Source organism: Roseobacter sp. HKCCD5988, from assembly GCF_037830355.1.
Classification (GTDB): domain Bacteria; phylum Pseudomonadota; class Alphaproteobacteria; order Rhodobacterales; family Rhodobacteraceae; genus M30B80.
This window is the reverse complement of the sequence record NZ_JBBLYJ010000001.1, coordinates 627,040-643,459: the sequence shown is the minus strand read 5'-3', so window position 1 is coordinate 643,459 and position 16,420 is coordinate 627,040. Positions and strand designations below refer to the sequence as shown.

The 16,420-nt window shown below is 55.6% G+C and carries 14 protein-coding genes; 6 read left to right on the top strand and 8 right to left on the bottom strand.

The features are described 5' to 3' along the window. Nucleotides 1-196 precede the first annotated feature (196 nt). Nucleotides 197-1,666, top strand: a complete 1,470-nt coding sequence (locus AAC636_RS03250; RefSeq protein WP_340300395.1) for an ABC transporter substrate-binding protein — start codon at nucleotides 197-199, stop codon at nucleotides 1,664-1,666. Nucleotides 1,667-1,744: 78 nt separating this feature from the next. Here AAC636_RS03250 and hemC read toward each other — a convergent pair whose 3' ends face one another. After that, nucleotides 1,745-2,701 (bottom strand): hydroxymethylbilane synthase, encoded by a 957-nt coding sequence (hemC, locus tag AAC636_RS03245; RefSeq protein WP_340300394.1) that lies wholly within the window; start codon nucleotides 2,699-2,701, stop codon nucleotides 1,745-1,747. 118 nt (nucleotides 2,702-2,819) lie between these two features. Here hemC and hemE point away from each other — a divergent pair, with 118 nt between their 5' ends. Both hemE and AAC636_RS03235 read left to right on the top strand, forming a co-directional pair. After that, nucleotides 2,820-3,848 (top strand): uroporphyrinogen decarboxylase, encoded by a 1,029-nt coding sequence (gene hemE / locus AAC636_RS03240; protein ID WP_340300393.1) that lies wholly within the window; start codon nucleotides 2,820-2,822, stop codon nucleotides 3,846-3,848. Nucleotides 3,849-3,896: 48 nt separating this feature from the next. Further along, nucleotides 3,897-4,955, top strand: coding sequence for a glycosyltransferase family 4 protein (locus AAC636_RS03235; RefSeq protein ID WP_340252684.1), 1,059 nt, complete (start codon nucleotides 3,897-3,899; stop codon nucleotides 4,953-4,955). Here AAC636_RS03235 and hemF read toward each other — a convergent pair. Then, a complete protein-coding gene (gene hemF, locus AAC636_RS03230; protein WP_340252686.1) occupies nucleotides 4,952-5,833 on the bottom strand; it encodes an oxygen-dependent coproporphyrinogen oxidase in 882 nt (293 codons plus the stop codon). The genes AAC636_RS03235 and hemF overlap by 4 nt on opposite strands. Before the next feature lie 262 nt (nucleotides 5,834-6,095). Between hemF and AAC636_RS03225 the strand changes: the two genes are divergently transcribed. Beyond that, nucleotides 6,096-7,592 (top strand): D-alanyl-D-alanine carboxypeptidase family protein, encoded by a 1,497-nt coding sequence (locus tag AAC636_RS03225; RefSeq protein ID WP_340300392.1) that lies wholly within the window; start codon nucleotides 6,096-6,098, stop codon nucleotides 7,590-7,592. A 68-nt stretch (nucleotides 7,593-7,660) separates the two neighbouring features. Here AAC636_RS03225 and AAC636_RS03220 read toward each other — a convergent pair whose 3' ends face one another. The 5 genes from AAC636_RS03220 to AAC636_RS03200 form a co-directional block, all read right to left on the bottom strand. Next, entirely contained in the window at nucleotides 7,661-9,244 is a 1,584-nt protein-coding gene (locus tag AAC636_RS03220) for an ABC transporter ATP-binding protein (RefSeq protein ID WP_340300391.1), read from the bottom strand. Beyond that, entirely contained in the window at nucleotides 9,241-10,353 is a 1,113-nt protein-coding gene (locus AAC636_RS03215; protein ID WP_340300390.1) for an ABC transporter permease, read from the bottom strand. The genes AAC636_RS03220 and AAC636_RS03215 overlap by 4 nt, the downstream gene beginning before the upstream one ends. 4 nt (nucleotides 10,354-10,357) lie before the next feature. Further along, a complete protein-coding gene (locus tag AAC636_RS03210; RefSeq protein WP_340300389.1) occupies nucleotides 10,358-11,512 on the bottom strand; it encodes a microcin C ABC transporter permease YejB in 1,155 nt (384 codons plus the stop codon). 5 nt (nucleotides 11,513-11,517) lie between these two features. Then, entirely contained in the window at nucleotides 11,518-13,389 is a 1,872-nt protein-coding gene (locus AAC636_RS03205; protein WP_340300388.1) for an extracellular solute-binding protein, read from the bottom strand. Between the two features lie 180 nt (nucleotides 13,390-13,569). Continuing rightward, entirely contained in the window at nucleotides 13,570-14,097 is a 528-nt protein-coding gene (locus AAC636_RS03200; protein ID WP_340300387.1) for a c-type cytochrome, read from the bottom strand. A gap of 104 nt (nucleotides 14,098-14,201) precedes the next feature. Between AAC636_RS03200 and AAC636_RS03195 the strand changes: the two genes are divergently transcribed. Continuing rightward, the gene (locus tag AAC636_RS03195) at nucleotides 14,202-15,056 is read left to right on the top strand and encodes a prephenate dehydratase (RefSeq protein ID WP_340252698.1); all 855 of its coding nucleotides are present in this window, start codon (nucleotides 14,202-14,204) and stop codon (nucleotides 15,054-15,056) included. Nucleotides 15,057-15,128: 72 nt separating this feature from the next. After that, nucleotides 15,129-16,049 (top strand): DMT family transporter, encoded by a 921-nt coding sequence (locus tag AAC636_RS03190; protein WP_340252700.1) that lies wholly within the window; start codon nucleotides 15,129-15,131, stop codon nucleotides 16,047-16,049. A 139-nt stretch (nucleotides 16,050-16,188) separates the two neighbouring features. On the opposite strand, the gene AAC636_RS03185 is transcribed toward AAC636_RS03190, so the two are convergent. Next, nucleotides 16,189-16,389 carry a hypothetical protein gene (locus AAC636_RS03185; protein WP_340252702.1) on the bottom strand — a complete coding sequence of 67 codons (201 nt, stop codon included), beginning with the start codon at nucleotides 16,387-16,389 and terminating at the stop codon, nucleotides 16,189-16,191. Nucleotides 16,390-16,420: the final 31 nt, after the last annotated feature.

Here is a 16,420-nt window from a genome sequence, read left to right as displayed (position 1 = left end):
TCCGACTCAGAGAGTTAACCTCTCGTTACGATTCGGGCGAGTCGGAAATGACAGTTCTGCGACAGTATGCGCAGCCTTCCGCCTATAGCAATTCCGCCAAAAGGCACAGCAAGCAGGCCGCAATACAACCAGAACGCTTGCCAAACCAAGCCTTGCGGCACTACGATGGCCCTCTGAACTTTCGCGGGAGGGCCACATGGTTCGGTTTCTAACATCCGCCGCAACGGCGTTGATCATTTCCACCACATGCGCCTTTGCGCAAGGCAATAGCATCAAAATCGGGATGGTGCTTGAGCCGCCAAATCTTGACCCTACAGCAGGTGCAGCAGCGGCCATTGATGAGGTGGTCTATGCCAATGTTTTTGAAGGCCTGACGCGGTTCGGCCCTGATGGCTCTGTGCAACCTGCGCTTGCGCGGTCATGGGAGATTTCTGACGATGGTTTAACCTATCGCTTCACCCTCGCGCCGAATGTGCAGTTTCACGATGGCAGCGACATGAATGCGGATGATGTGGTCTTTAGCCTAGATCGGGCCCGCGCTGAGGGCACCACCAACGCACAGGCCGCCCTCTTTGCAGGTATCGCCTCTGTTGTCGCAGAAAGCCCTGACATTGTTATGGTCACGCTAAACGCCCCTGATGGGGCCTTTTTGTTCAAGATGGCTTGGGGGGATGCGGTGATCGTGGCCCCCGAAAGCGCAGAAACAAACGCGACCAACCCGATTGGCACAGGCCCCTTCCGCTTTGTCGATTGGGTGCAAGGGGATCGCGTAGAACTGGTCCGCAATGCCGCGTATTGGAGCACGCCCATCGCGCTCGACAGCGCAACCTTCCGCTTCATCACGGATCCAAATGCCGCCTATGCCGCGTTGATGGCAGGTGATGTCGATGCTTTCCCAAATTTCCCAGCGCCTGAAACTTTGGCCCAATTCGAGGCAGACCCACGCTTTAACGTAATTGTCGGCTCGACCGAAGGCGAGACAATTTTGGCGATGAACAACAAGCAAAGCCCGCTTGATGATATCCGCCTAAGAGAGGCGATTTCGCACGCGATCAATCGGCAGGACATTATTGACGGGGCTATGTTTGGTTATGGCACACCCATTGGCACGCATTTCGCGCCGCATAATCCCGACTATGTCGATCTGACCGCGCAATCGAATTACGACCCAGAACGCGCACGCGCTTTGCTGCAAGAGGCAGGGCTAGACGGGGTGACATTGCGTCTGATGCTGCCCCCGCCAGCCTATGCGCGCCGTGGTGGAGAGATCATTGCCTCCCAACTGCGTGAGATTGGCATTGAGACAGAAATCACCAATCTAGAATGGGCGCAGTGGCTAGAGCAGGTGTTCCGTGGTCGCGATTTTGATCTCACCATCGTCAGCCATACCGAACCGATGGATATCGGCATCTATGCGCGAGAGGATTACTATTTCCAATATGCCCGTCCCGAGTTTGTTGCGCTGAACGAGGCGCTGACCTTGGAAAGCGATCCTGCTGCGCGCAGCGACTTGCTCGGACAAATGCAGCGCATGATCGCGGATGATTATGTGAACGGCTACCTGTTTCAGTTGGCCAAAACAGGGGTTGCGGATGCGCGCATCCGTGGTCTTTGGGAAAATTCGCCGACACAGGCCAATGATCTGACAGGCGTCTCTTGGGACTAGGGCGCGCGATGCCCCGTTAAAAAAGCCCCGCTTTGCATCTGCGAAGCGGGGCTTTTTTCATCTCTTGTCACGCGTGCCTCATGCTTTGGCGGTGATCCAGTCAAAAAATCCCTCACCTGCGCGCGCGCGTAAATCCCGCGACATATCCGCGCCAAGCGTCGCAGCCTCAGCAATGGGGGCGCTGCGATCCTCGCTTAAAACCTCGCTGCCATCGGGGCGCAATATCTCGCCGCGCAGACGCAACATAGGGCCATCAATCTCGGCCAGACCTGCAATCGGGGTTTCGCATGAGCCATCCAGCCCCGCCAAAAACGCGCGCTCTGCGGCTAGCCTGGTGCCCGTGTCGCGATCATGAATAGCGGCCAACATCTCGGCCGTGCGGGGATCATTGGCGCGCCGCTCAATCCCGATGGCGCCTTGTGCAACAGCGGGCAGCATATCTTCGGGTGAAATGGCAGAACGCGCGACATCGGCCATGCCCAATCGGTTAAGACCTGCCTGCGCCAAAAACGTGGCCCCTGCGACCCCGTCCTCCAGTTTTTTCATTCGCGTCTGCACATTGCCACGAAACTCGACCACCTCTAGATCAGGACGGCGCGCAGTCAATTGCGCACGCCTACGCAGCGAAGATGAGCCAACCTTCGTGCCAGCAGGCAAGGCATCGAGACTGTCAAATTTAAGTGACACAAATGCATCGCGCACATCCTCGCGCGGAAGGTAGCAATCAAGCAGCAAACCTTCGGGCTGCAACACGGGCATATCCTTCATTGAATGCACCGCAATATCAATCGCCCCAGATAGCAGGTCCTCTTCAATCTCGCGGGTGAACAGACCTTTGCCGCCAATTTCCTTGAGGGGGCGGTCTAAAACCTTGTCACCTGTGGTTTTTATAACCACAATTTTAAAGGCCTCATGCGGCAGATCAAAGGCCGCCGCAAGCCGCGCGCGCGTCTCATGGGCTTGCGCCAAAGCAAGGGGAGAACCACGCGTGCCAATGCGCAGCGGAGAGGCGGGAGTTGGTCGTTCGTTTTTCATGGGTTCTTTCTAACTCTGTCAACTTGACATGACAACCATAGACAGCATGGCTTGGGCAGGTTAGGACAGGATTGAGCCTACATCCAAAGAAATTTGGCACAAGAAAATCGGATCGACCATGACAAAAACACTTCTGCGCGCGTTGAGCGGCGAAACCCTCCCCACCCCACCCGTCTGGCTGATGCGCCAAGCGGGGCGCTACTTGCCCGAATATCGCGCAACACGCGCGCAAGCTGGGGATTTTCTTTCGCTCTGCTACACACCCGATTTGGCGGCAGAAGTCACCTTGCAACCAATCCGCCGCTACGGGTTCGATGCTGCAATTCTTTTTGCGGATATTCTTTTGATCCCCGATGCGCTTGGCGCAGATTTGTGGTTTGTCACGAGTGAAGGCCCACGCCTCTCTACAATCACGGGGCCAGACGGTTTGAAGCCTTTGAAGGGCAAGGACGACATCCACGGCCATCTCGCGCCCGTTTATGAAACCGTTAAAATCTTGTCGCGAGAATTGCCCAAAGAAACCACACTCATTGGTTTTGCAGGCGCGCCATGGACAGTGGCCACATATATGATCGCAGGGCGCGGCACACCCGACCAAGCGCCCGCACATAAACTGCGCCAAGAAGATCCTGCAACTTTTGACGCGCTCATCAATCTGCTGACCGATGCGACCATCGAATATCTCTCAAAGCAGGTCGAAGCCGGCGCAGAGGTCGTAAAAATCTTTGACAGTTGGGCAGGCTCGCTGAAAGGCGAGGCTTTTGACCGATATGCGCTAGAGCCCGCGAAAAAGATAACCCAAGAGATGAAGCAGCGTTTTCCAGGCTTGCCCGTTATCGCATTCCCGCGTGAGGCAGGCGACAAATATATCGGCTTCGCAAAGGCTGTTGGTGCGGATTGTTTGGCCCTCGACACGAGTGTTGATGCGACATGGGCGGCCCAGCATTTACAAAAAGATGGCTGCGTGCAGGGCAATCTTGACCCCAAGCTGATGATCACAGGCGGTGATGCCTTGCGCCAAGAGGCGCGGCGCATTGTGGACGCACTGAAAAACGGGCCTCATATTTTCAACCTCGGCCATGGCATTACACCTGAAGCTGATCCTGAAAATGTGCACGTTCTGCTTGAGGAAATTCGCCGCGCGTAAGTCGCGCGGCGCTTGCCCATGCCGCGTTTGCGCGGTAACGCTCGGGGCATGGCGCACCCACGGATTGATCAAATCGACATCCTCGCCCCCAATTTCAAGCAACGCTTGTCTGGGGTGACAGCGACCATTGTGCGCCTCGTGCCGCATCAAGCTGAAAAGGTGGCGATAGCCGTCGTGGGGCGCGGCTTGCCCGCAGGCTTGCCACAAATCCCGCTCAATGATCTGCTTACAATGCCGAAAAACGGGCCACATGGCCTGCGCGTCTGGCACGCAAGGCGCAATAATGAAATGTTGGCGGGGATCGTGCTGAAGCATGTTTTTGGAAAACGCCTAAAACTGCTGTTCACCTCCGCATCACAACGCAACCACACGCGCTACACGAAATGGCTGATTGGCCACATGGATCATGTGATCGCTACGTCTCAGAAAACGGCGGCCTTCTTAGATCGACCCGCAACTGTGATTTTACACGGAATTGATGTTCACGCGTTCAGCCCTGCGCCCGATCACAGCGCGCTGAAAGCCAAGCTTGGCTTTGGCAAAGGGCCATTGATCGGATGTTATGGCCGCATTCGCCCCTCAAAAGGGACAGATCGGTTTGTGGATGCAATGATCAACCTTCTGCCCCAATATGAGGGGGCAGAGGCGGTTATCTTGGGCCGCGCAACCGATCGGCATAAAGACTATCTGAAAGCGCTAAAGGCAAAGATCTCGGCGGCGGGTCTTACAGGGAGGGTTCATTTCCCGACAGAAGTTCCAACGCATGAGATTACTCCCTATTATCAGGCGCTGGATCTGTTTGTGGCCCCGCAGCGATATGAAGGGTTTGGCTTAACCCCGCTCGAGGCAATGGCCTGTGGTGTTCCCGTTGTCGCCACCCGCGCAGGCGCATTCGAAGAACTGATCCGCGATGGGGAAACCGGGTATCTGGTCGGGATTGAAGATCAAGCGGCGCTAGAGACGCAGATTGACCACCTTTTGCAGGATGCACCGTTGCGCAACAAAATGGGCGCGGCTGCCCGCGCCCATATGGTTAATCACTTCTCGCTAGAACGCGAAGCAGATGCGATTATCTCGGTCTATCAGCGCCTCTTGAACGAGACTTAAACCCATTTCGCCAAAGGCGGCAGGCTCATCAAAACAGCATTGGCATCATGGCCTGTCTCGAGGCCAAATTTTGTGCCGCGATCATAAACGAGATTATATTCGGCATAGAGACCGCGATGAATCAACTGAACGTCACGATCCGCCTCATTAAACGTCATCTCGCGCCGTTTTTCGACCACGCCTAAAAAGGCGGGTAGAAAGGCACGACCGATATCTTGGGTAAAGGCGAAATCTGCCTCCCAATCGCCCGTGTTCAGATCATCGTAGAAAATCCCACCGACCCCACGCGCACGACCACGATGCGGCACATAGAAATACTCATCGGCCCATGCTTTGAAACGGGGATAGATGTCGTCACCATGCTTGTCGCAATGCGCCTTGAGAACAGCGTGAAAATCCGCTGTGTCTTCCTCATATTCGATGCAAGGGTTGAGGTCAGAACCGCCCCCGAACCACCACCCGTGCGGCGTCCAGAACATGCGTGTATTCATGTGCACCGCAGGGACATGCGGGTTGTTCATATGCGCAACCAAGCTGATACCCGAAGCCCAAAAGCGCGGGTCATCTCGCAGGCCTTCCATATCTTTGCGCGCAGACATTGCCGCTACGGCGCGCGCGCCCAATGTGCCATGCACAGTGGACACATTGACACCGACCTTCTCAAAGACCCTGCCTCCGCGCATCACGCTCATGAGGCCGCCCCCTGCATCGCTGCCATCCTCAGAATGACGTTTGGTCTGCGACACATCAAATCGTCCCACGGCATCGGCGCTGTGGTGGCGGTCTTCCAAATCTTCAAACGCAGCCACGATATCATCGCGCAATTGCCTAAACCACGCGGCAGCGCGGGCTTTGCGCTCATCAAAGGGATCGGTCATGCAAATCGTCCTACAGTTGTATTGCGCATACCTAACACCACCTTTGACATAAGGTCACGCGCTGAAAGCAAAAATCCGAATGAAATATGAAAAATACGCTTGCAAATGCAAGCATGGGGCCCGCACCACGCCGCAAATTTCTTGTGATCAAGAAAGCTGAAACCTTCCAATAGTTTATCATGGATTTTTTCAAACTTCTGCCGTATTGTCGGAGGGCAACAACCGCGTCAGACGGTTAATTGAGGCAGAGTGAGCAGGTCTCGTGGCATATAATCGGTTTTTTTCCGCCCTCTTGGGGCTTTTAATTGTTGTGTTTTTCGCTGCGACACCCGTAAAGGCCGCGCCTTATGCGGCTATGGTGATTGACGCACGAACGGGCGAGGTTTTGCATTCGCGCAATGCGGACACCCGGCTGCACCCCGCCTCTCTGACCAAGATGATGACGCTTTACATCGCTTTTGAGGCGGTGCGGCTTGGCGAAATTACCATGGACACCTTGGTTACGGTTTCGCAAAATGCGGCCGCAGAACCCCCCTCGAAACTCGGTTTGCGCGCTGGCCAGCAAATTCGCCTACGCTATTTGGTGCGCGCGGCGGCTGTGCGCTCGGCCAATGACGCTGCAACGGCCATTGGCGAAGCGATTGAGGGGTCAGAGGCAGCTTTTGCACGGCGCATGACCCGTACCGCAGAAGCCCTGGGGATGACGCGCACAACATTTCGCAATGCCCATGGCCTAACTGCGGAGGGCCATTTGTCGACCGCTAATGACATGACAATGCTTGGGCGGCGCATGGTTTATGACTATCCAGAATATTATAACCTGTTCTCGCGCCTTTCGACTGATGCAGGTGTCGCGACTGTGCGCAACACGAACCGTGCTTTTTTGTCGGCCTATCGTGGCGCCGATGGGATCAAGACAGGCTATACGCGCGCCGCAGGATTTAACCTCGTGGCCTCCGCCCAGCGCGGCAATGTGCGTATCATTGCCACTGTCTTTGGCGGCCAATCTACGGCATGGCGCAACCAACGCGTCTCGGAGTTATTGGATATGGGCTTTGCCCGCGCGCCTGCCCATGCCGAATTGAGATTGGCAGGCTTCCCCGTCTATTCAGGCGGCTCAGGCGGCGGCGGGAGTGGGCCTGCCAGCGATTACGAGCGCGGGCCAGTTGCACGCACGATCCGCCCCTCAGGGGTTGTTGCGCGCAGCCTAGTGCCGCAACCGCGCCCGCTTCCAATTACACCGCCAAGTGAAACCTTACTCGCCGCGATTGATGTGGCAGTTGAGGAGGCGCTCATAGCCGCAGCCCCCAGTGCCGAAGGGGCGGCCTCTGTCATCAGCGAGGTAGACACCCAACCCGTGATCGTGGATGACGCACCAAGCCCCGCCCTTGCAAGTTTAGATGAGGACGCGCTTGCGCCAGAAGAGGCGCCTTTGCCAAGCCAACGCCCAATCGAATTGGTGGCGGCACTTTCTGAAAACGCATTGCCTTCTGCGCCCGAAATTGTGACCCGTGCCACGTCTACGGGCGAGCGGCTTTATGCGATATCGTTGGGGCGTTACCCCACCCAGAACACCGCTGAGCGTTTGCTGCTGCAAACGGCTCTGTCGGAATCTTCGCTGCAACAGGCCCTGCGCCATGTTACCCAGCGCCAAGGTGGCTTTGAGGCGCAATTCGCGGGCATGACAGAAGATGAAGCAACCCGCGCCTGCGCACGGCTTGTGGCGCGCGACACAGCCTGCATGGTAGTTGGGCCGTAAATTTCGGCTATAGGTTTGTTGTCAAAATCACTGCGCAAGATGCGCAGTGCACTACATTCTTCAGTCATCTAATGGCTGATAACAGCATGTAGCAGCGATTGCGTATAGGGGTGGGCGGGTGCATCAAAGACCTGCGCTGCCTCGCCCATCTCGACCACATCGCCTGATTTCATCACCAAAATCCGATGCGCTAAGGCGCGCACAACACGCAGATCATGGCTGATGAACAAATAGGCCAGCCCCTTTTTTGCTTGCAGCTCGCGCAACAATTCCACGATTTGAACTTGCACGGTCATATCAAGTGCCGATGTTGGTTCGTCTAGAACGACAAGCTTTGGATCAAGCACCATCGCACGCGCAATTGCGATGCGCTGTCGTTGACCGCCCGAAAATTCATGCGGGTAACGATGCATCATGGCTGGATCAAGCCCCACCTCACGCAACATCTCAGCCACGCGGTCTTGTCGCGCGGAATTGCTTTCAGGGTGATGGATGCTCAACCCCTCGGCAATGATTTGTTCAATCGTCATGCGCGGGCTAAGCGAACCATAAGGGTCTTGGAACACAATCTGCATATCGCGGCGCAAGGGTTTCATTGCCGCGCTTTTCAAACCTTGAATGTCTCGCCCCTCAAGGCGGATCGGCCCTTGTGACGAGATCAAGCGCATCAGCGCAAGCGCCAGCGTGGTTTTACCTGATCCCGACTCGCCCACGATGCCAATTGTCTCCCCCGCGCGGATTGAGAGAGTGGCGGCATTCACCGCCTTCACATCCCCCACTTTGCGGCGCAGCAGCCCCGCAGTGATCGGAAACCAAACACGCAAGGCGTCACATGCGATCACTTCGGGCGCATCTTTTGCCACAGGGGCAGGCGCGCCCGTGGCCTCAGCCGCCAAAAGCTTTTGGGTATATGGATGCTGAGGCGCCCCAAAAACATCCGCTGTTTTGCCCTGCTCAACAATTTCGCCCGCTTGCATCACGCAAACCCGATCCGCGATTTTGCGCACAACGCCGAGATCATGCGTGATGAACAAAAGGCTCATCCCTTCGGATGTTTTCAATTCGGCCAAAAGATCAAGGATTTGCGCCTGAATGGTGACATCGAGCGCAGTGGTTGGCTCATCTGCGATCAAAAGATCAGGCCCGTTGGCCAAGGCCATTGCAATCATCACGCGCTGCCGTTGTCCGCCTGACAATTGATGCGGATAGGCCCCGAGCCGCGCCGCAGGATCAGGGATACCAACCTTCTCCAAAAGCGCGACACTGCGCGCTCGAGCCTCTGCACCGCTCAGGCCCTGATGCAGGCTCAGCGCCTCACCCAGTTGCTTTTCAATGGTATGAAGGGGGTTCAGCGATGTCATCGGCTCTTGAAAGATAAAGCTTATATCATTGCCCCGAACCGCGCGCAGCCGCGCCTCAGGCGCGCCGATCAAACCTTCGCCGCGATAGCGCACCTCGCCCGATACTTCGGCCGCATCGGGCAAAAGCGATACAGTAGAAAGCGCGGTCAAAGATTTGCCTGATCCAGACTCGCCCACCAAAGCAACAGTTTCCCCTGCCTCGATGTGAAAAGACACACCGCGCACCGCCTCGATCCGCCGCCCAGCTTGCTGAAAGGTGATGCGTAGATTTTCGACCGACAGCAGGCTCATTGGAACGTCTTTCTGGGGTCAAACGCATCGCGCACCCCTTCGAAAATGAACACCAACAGCGACAGCATGATCGCAAAGGCAAAAAACGCCGTGAAGGCCAACCATGGTGCTTGCAGGTTGTTTTTGGCCTGCAAGGTCATCTCGCCCAAAGACGGGGCGGATGAGGGCAGGCCAAAACCCAAGAAATCTAGCGCAGCCAGGGAACCAATCGTGCCCGTGACGATAAAGGGCAGCATGGTCAGCGTGGCCACCATCGCATTTGGCAACACATGGCGGAACATAATCACGCAATCCGAGACGCCAAGCGCACGGGCCGCGCGCACATATTCGAAATTGCGGGCGCGCAAAAACTCGGCCCTGACAACCCCGACAAGGGATGTCCAACCGAATAAGACCATCAAAAACACCAAGAGCCAGAAATCCATGGTGAAAATCGCGGCGACGATGATGATGATATAAAGGCTTGGAGTCGCGCCCCAAATTTCGATCACACGCTGGAAAATAAGATCAATGACACCGCCAAAATAGCCCTGCACCGCCCCTGCCGCGATTCCGATCACCGAGGCCAGCGCGGTGACGATTAGCGCGAATGTCACCGAAAGACGGAACCCGTAGATCACACGCGCCAAAACATCCCGTGCGGTGTCATCCGTGCCAAGCCAATGGTTCCCGTCAGGCGGCGATGGGGCCGCGCGCCCGATATCGTTGACGGTATTGTAGCTATAGGGAATAGGCGGCCAAAGGAGCCATCCTTTTACAACCTCTACGCCATCAACACGCCCTGTGGTTTGAACGGTTTCAATCACGCCTTCAGGATCATCCCAACAGGCGTCTGACCCGCCCGAGATAATCAGGCATTGCACCTCAATATCACGATAAACCGCCTCGGTGCGGAAATCGCCGCCAAACTCTGTCTCAGGGTAAAATTTGAAAATAGGCGTGTAATAGCCGCCCTGATATTGCACCAAAATCGGTTTATCATTGGCAATGATTTCAGCGAACAGGCTAATCCCGTAAAGCACAAGAAAGATCATCAATGACCAAAGCGCGCGGCGATTGGCCTTAAAATTGCGCCAACGGCGTTGGTTGAGAGGGGAGAGCGTGGTCATGCGCTCACACCTCCCGCGTCTCAAAATCAATGCGCGGGTCGATCCAAACGTACATCAGATCGGACAAGATCCCCACGACCAGACCAATCAGCCCAAACACAAAAAGCGTTCCGAAAATCACGGGGTAATCACGGCTCACAGCCGCCTCAAAGCCCAAACGCCCCAAACCATCGAGGGAAAAAATCGTCTCGATGATCAGTGAGCCGCCAAAAAATACCGACACAAAAACCGCGGGAAAGCCCGCGATGACAATCAGCATGGCATTGCGGAACACATGCCCATAAAGCACCCGCCCCTCCGACAGCCCCTTTGCCTTGGCTGTCATGACATATTGCTTTTTGATCTCGTCCAAAAAGCTGTTCTTGGTCAAAAGCGTCAGCGTGGCAAAAGCTGCAATGGTTGAGGCGAGCACAGGAAGGGTGATGTGCCAGAAATAATCCCCGATTTTACCCAAGAGGCTAAGATCTTCCCAATTGTCCGAGGTCAGACCACGCAGCGGGAAAATCTGAAAATAACTGCCACCCGCCAACAAAACCAACAGCAAAATCGCAAACAGAAACCCAGGGATCGCATAAGCAACGATGATCAACCCGCTTGTCCAAGTATCAAACCGGCTGCCATCGCGCACCGCCTTACGGATGCCAAGCGGGATCGAGACCAAATAGGCGATGAGGGTCGACCACAGCCCCAAGGTAATGGAGACAGGCAATTTCTCGATCACCAAATCCACCACAGAGATTGAGCGGAAATAACTGTCGCCAAAATCAAAGCGCAGATAATCCCCCATCATAAGAAAAAACCGCTCCATCGCAGGGATGTCTTCGGCCACACATTCTGGCGCACGCAACGCAGGGGTGCCCGTAAACCCATCTTCGCAAACAAGGCGCGCGAAGTTAAATTCTAGCTTCAGCTGATCCAAAAATTGCGGCGGCAAGCCGCGCGCGCCTTGGTAATCGCTGCCGACCTGCTCCATCTGCGCGCCTGCGTCACCGCCGCCGCCAGAAATGCCTGCAAATACATCCCCTTCCCCCTCAAGTTGTGCGATCACCTGCTCAATCGGCCCACCTGGTACGAATTGCACAAGCGCGAAATTGATCACCATGATCCCCAATAATGTGGGGATCATCAGCAAAAGACGTCTGAGGATATAGCTTGCCATAAAGCTTACAACACGCCTTGTTCTTCGAGCGCGGCTTCAGCCGCGGGATCAACCCACCAGAAATCGAGGAAGCCAAGATCATAGGGCGGCAGCGTATCGGGATAGCGATAGATGTCATAATAGGCGACCCAATGGTTGGGGTTATACCATTGCGGCACGCGGAAGACATGGGCACGCAGCACGCGGTCAAGCGCCTGCACGGCGGGGGTCAACTCCTCCTGCGTTTCAGCATCGACCACTTTTTCGATCAAGGCATCGACACCCTCATCTGCCAAACCCATGACGTTAAAGAGTGACTCATCCGCCCCAAGCGACCCAAAATATTGGCGCAACCCTGATCCCGGCTCAAAGCCCATAGGGAAGTGATCCGTGATAATGTCAAAATCCGCATCTCGTTGCCGCTGTTGCAATTGCGCAGGGTCAACGCGGGTCAAAATGGCGTTTATCCCAATCGCCTGTAGGTTTTCGACATAGGGGTTGATAATCCGATCAAACAACGGACTGGCATTCAGGAATTCGACATCCAATGTTGCGCCATTTGCGTCACGCAGCATCCCGTCATCACCAACGACCCATCCCGCCTCCTCAAGCAAGGCAGAGGCACGGCGCGCGGCGCGGCGGTCGAGACTGCGATCAGGATCAGAGGGCGGGGTGGCAAAGGCATCTTCGGTAAAGACCCGCGCAGGCAGTTGATCCCGCAATAGGTCTAGAAGCGCCAACTCAGCTTCAGATGGCAGGCCATGCGCGGCCAAATAGGTGTTTTCCCAGAAACTCGTATTCGGCGCGTAAAGTCCATAGAACAAGGTCTGGTTCGTCCATTCAAAATTGAACATCAACGCAATCGCTTCGCGCACACGCGGGTCAGCGAATTTTTCGCGCCGCAAATTCATCGCAAAACTTTGACCCGAAGTGGTCGACCCATCGTGTAATTCTTCGCGAATAATGATCCCATCATTCAGACGCGGGAAATCATAACCCGTGGCCCAAGTTTGGCTGCTGGATTCCTGACGGAACAGGTAATTGCCCGCCTTGAACCCCTCAAAGGCGGCAATCGCATCGCCATAATATTCAATTCGGATGCTATCGAAATTGTTTCGCCCGCGATTGATGGGCCGATCATTTCCCCAATAGTCCCGATTGCGAACATAGACCACACGTTGACCCGGATCCGCTTCGCCCAAAACATAAGGCCCAGAGCCGATGAGGGGCGTGAGGCGGCTGTCTTCAAAGGCCAAACCTGATGCCTCATGGCTCGCACGGCTGAAAACGGGCAAGCCACCCGCCGCCTCAATCCGACCACGCAGCGGGCTTTCGGGATTGAAAGTGAATTTGATCTCGCGCGGGCCCAAAACCTCCGCACTTTCAATAGTCATGGGCAGAGATGCACGGAAGGATGGCAAACCCTCATCGCGCAGAATTTCGTAAGAGAACAGCACATCATCCGCGGTGACAGGCGTGCCATCTGAGAATTGCACCTCTGGCCTTAGGGTGAAAATCACATAGTCACGGTTCTCAGGAAACCGCATGGTTGCGCATAAAAGACAATAAGAGGCGCCGATTTCATCCGCCGTGCCTGTCAGCATGGATTCAAAGAAAATCGAGGACAAAACCGCCGAATTGCCCACGCGCGTGTAAGGGTGCAGCGAGTCAAACGTGCCCGAGGGCCACGAAAAAGACATCTCCCCACCCTGTGGCGCATCTGGGTTCACATAGTCGAGATGCTCAAAATCCGCTGCGTATTTTGGTGTTCCGAAGGTGGATATGGCGTGGGTTTCGATCAAGTCTTGCGCAAATGCCTGCGTGACACCCATGCCAATTATCACGGCCCCCATCAGGCCCGTTGCCAAGGATTTGGGCACCATCCGTCTCTCGTGCATCGCAACCTCCCGACCATTATCTCTGAGTGCGCCCATACAGGGCGATATGTCATTTCCTAATAACTTAGCGATCACACAGCAAAGAACCAGACCCCATGAAGTGTGCGCGCGAATCTGTGAATAAAAAAGCCGCCCCGTGTCAGGGCGGCATTCTGAAAAATACAATCTCTCGAGACGAGCTTAGTTGCCGATGGTCGCGAGATAAGCAATCAGGTTTGCGCGGTCTTCGACCTTGCTCATCCCGTTATAGGCCATGGCGGTGCCAGGTGCATATTCGCGAGGTGCTTCCAAGAACCCATTGAGGTTCTCTGGTGTCCAATCGCCTTCCAAGGCACGGATGCCATCCGAATAGTTGAATCCGTCAACCGAATGCTTGGCGCGGCCAACAACGCCATAAAGGTAGGGGCCTACACCATTGGCACCTTGCTCCAGCGAATGGCAGGCCTGACACTGGCGAAATAGGCCTTCACCCGCGCCCGCATCTGCGGCGGCGTATACATCGGCAAAGGCAACCTCAACCACCTCTTCGGCAGGTTCGGCGCTACCAGCATCGGCCACTTCAATCGGATAGCCGCTAACGTGTTCTTCACCATGGCTTGCAGTGCCAACTGAATATAGCCCGTCACTGGCCCAACCAGCGAGGAGAAGTGCAAGCAGGGCTGCGCAAAGCGATGCGCCTGCTTTCGTGATGGTCATTGTATCAAACATGTCGTTCCCGTTCTCTAGCCCGAGTTGAGGGCTATCTATCGTCTTCCATCACAAGATGGCAAGGTGTAGGAAGCGCGACAGAACGCCCATCTGAAAGATTTATTATGACTGCCACTGCAAACCCACGCCGCATCGCCTTTCAAGGAGAGCTTGGTGCCTATTCTCACCAAGCCTGCCGCGAAGCACGCCCCGATTGGGATGTGCTGCCCTGTGCAAGCTTTGAGGAAACGATGGATGCGGTGCGCCAAGGCGATGCTCAAGCCGCGATGGTGCCCGTAGAAAACACGACCTATGGCCGTGTGGCCGATATCCATCGTCTGTTGCCTGAAAGTGGCCTTTATATCGTGGGCGAGGCCTTTGTGCGCGTTCACATCAATCTTTTGGGTGTCAAAGGTAGCCAGATTTCTGACGTAAAAGAAGCGTGGTCGCATCTGGTTCTTTTGCCGCAATGCTCGAAATTCTTGAAAGAAAACAACATTAAAGGCTGTGTAACCACCGACAATGCCCGCGCCGCGCGCGATGTTGCTGCATGGGGCGACAAGGCCAAGGCCGCGCTTGCCTCGGAACTTGCTGCTGAAATCTATGATCTCGATATTTTGGCCCGCCATATCGAGGATCAAGACAGCAACCGCACGCGATTCTTGATCATGGAGCCAAAGGCTGATCTGCGCCCACGCGCGGAACATATGATGACCACCTTCGTCTTTCGTGTGCGCAACATCCCTGCGGCGCTGTACAAGGCCATGGGCGGCTTCGCGACCAATGGTGTGAATATGACCAAGCTTGAAAGCTATATGGTTGGGGGATCCTTTTCGGCGACACAATTTTATGCCGATATCGAAGGGCACCCCGATGATCGCGCCGTGCAATTGGCCTTGGAAGAGTTGGAATATTTCACCAGCGAGTTGCGGATCTTAGGCAGCTATCCCGCTGATCCGAGCCGCGACTACGGGACCTAATCCGCCCTTGCATTGCCATCGCGCCTCGCGCAAAGTTTGCGCTGACACAAGATTTGCGCGAGCGCCCCTCTCATGAACCCCCTTCGCGGCATTGCCCTGAAAATCGCATCTGTATGCGTTTTCGTGGCGATGGCATCGTTGATCAAAGCCACCTCTGACCATGTGCCGCCGGGTCAGGCCGTTTTCTTTCGATCATTTTTTGCGCTGCCTGTGATCATCGCATGGCTGTGGATGCGACATGAATTGTCAACCGGCCTGCGCACAGTCTCGCCCTTGGGCCATGTTTGGCGTGGGGTTGTGGGCACCAGTGCGATGGGGCTTGGGTTCGCGGGGCTTGGCCTTTTGCCATTGCCCGAAGTAACCGCGATTGGATATGCCGCGCCGATTTTGGTGGTTGTTTTTGCCGCCATGTTCTTGGGCGAAGATGTACGGCTTTTTCGCCTCAGCATGGTGGCTTTGGGGATGCTTGGCGTGGTGATTGTTCTTTCTCCGCGCCTCAGCCTTGGCGGCGCCGACACCACCCATGCCGAGGCGCTTGGCGCAATGATTGTTTTGATGAGCGCGGTATGCGCGGCCCTTGCACAGGTGTTTGTGCGCAAAATGGTTGCAACTGAAACCACATCGGCCATCGTTTTTTGGTTTTCAATCACGGCGACCTTAATGTCCCTTTTGACCCTACCGTGGGGGTGGGTCATCCCTGGGCCCCGCGAAGCGATGCTCTTGATCTTGGCTGGCGTTTTAGGCGGCGTGGGTCAGATTCTGCTCACCTCAAGCTATCGCGAAGCCGATGCTTCCTTGATAGCGCCGTTTGAATATAGCTCGATGCTCTTGGCGCTTGGGGTGGGCTATATGATATTTGACGAAATCCCAAGCACGACCATGTTGGTGGGTGCGGCCATCATCATCACGGCAGGGATCGCCATCATACTAAGAGAACGGCAATTGGGGATAGAGCGCGCACGTCAACGCAAGGCCATGACGCCGCAAGGCTAAACCTAGCCCAAGGAGGCGCGATATTCCGCCTCGACCTCACTGCCACGGCGCACCAAATAGCCCGTCATCCGTTGCAAAACGCGGTCCCGCGCAAGTTTCAAAGATTGAATCACTAACCGCGCACTTAACGTGGTTGGCTTCAACTCCAAGGGCGCGCACGGCCGCGCAATTTGATCTCACTTGACCACCCTGTGCCTTTGCGGGGCTGCAACCACCCGCCTTCCCGCACGAGCTTGGCGCCGCGTCCCGTCAAATCGGCTTCGATCTGCCTAAAATCGCAAAACCGCTCGAACACCAGTTCCAGCGGGGCATCAATATCTTCGGTCGCTTTGAATTTCATAGCTGATCACCCCAATGCTATACGCCGATCC

What these genes read in the sequence shown, in the direction of transcription:
- AAC636_RS03215 (WP_340300390.1), bottom strand. Translation starts at nt 10,353, where the DNA reads ATGACCACGCTCTCCCCTCTCAACCAACGCCGTTGGCGCAATTTTAAG.
- AAC636_RS03200 (WP_340300387.1), bottom strand. Translation starts at nt 14,097, where the DNA reads ATGTTTGATACAATGACCATCACGAAAGCAGGCGCATCGCTTTGCGCA.
- AAC636_RS03235 (WP_340252684.1), top strand. Translation starts at nt 3,897, where the DNA reads ATGGCGCACCCACGGATTGATCAAATCGACATCCTCGCCCCCAATTTC.
- hemC (WP_340300394.1), bottom strand. Translation starts at nt 2,701, where the DNA reads ATGAAAAACGAACGACCAACTCCCGCCTCTCCGCTGCGCATTGGCACG.
- AAC636_RS03190 (WP_340252700.1), top strand. Translation starts at nt 15,129, where the DNA reads ATGAACCCCCTTCGCGGCATTGCCCTGAAAATCGCATCTGTATGCGTT.
- AAC636_RS03210 (WP_340300389.1), bottom strand. Translation starts at nt 11,512, where the DNA reads ATGGCAAGCTATATCCTCAGACGTCTTTTGCTGATGATCCCCACATTA.
- hemF (WP_340252686.1), bottom strand. Translation starts at nt 5,833, where the DNA reads ATGACCGATCCCTTTGATGAGCGCAAAGCCCGCGCTGCCGCGTGGTTT.
- AAC636_RS03195 (WP_340252698.1), top strand. Translation starts at nt 14,202, where the DNA reads ATGACTGCCACTGCAAACCCACGCCGCATCGCCTTTCAAGGAGAGCTT.
- AAC636_RS03220 (WP_340300391.1), bottom strand. Translation starts at nt 9,244, where the DNA reads ATGAGCCTGCTGTCGGTCGAAAATCTACGCATCACCTTTCAGCAAGCT.
- AAC636_RS03250 (WP_340300395.1), top strand. Translation starts at nt 197, where the DNA reads ATGGTTCGGTTTCTAACATCCGCCGCAACGGCGTTGATCATTTCCACC.
- hemE (WP_340300393.1), top strand. Translation starts at nt 2,820, where the DNA reads ATGACAAAAACACTTCTGCGCGCGTTGAGCGGCGAAACCCTCCCCACC.
- AAC636_RS03185 (WP_340252702.1), bottom strand. Translation starts at nt 16,389, where the DNA reads ATGAAATTCAAAGCGACCGAAGATATTGATGCCCCGCTGGAACTGGTG.
- AAC636_RS03205 (WP_340300388.1), bottom strand. Translation starts at nt 13,389, where the DNA reads ATGCACGAGAGACGGATGGTGCCCAAATCCTTGGCAACGGGCCTGATG.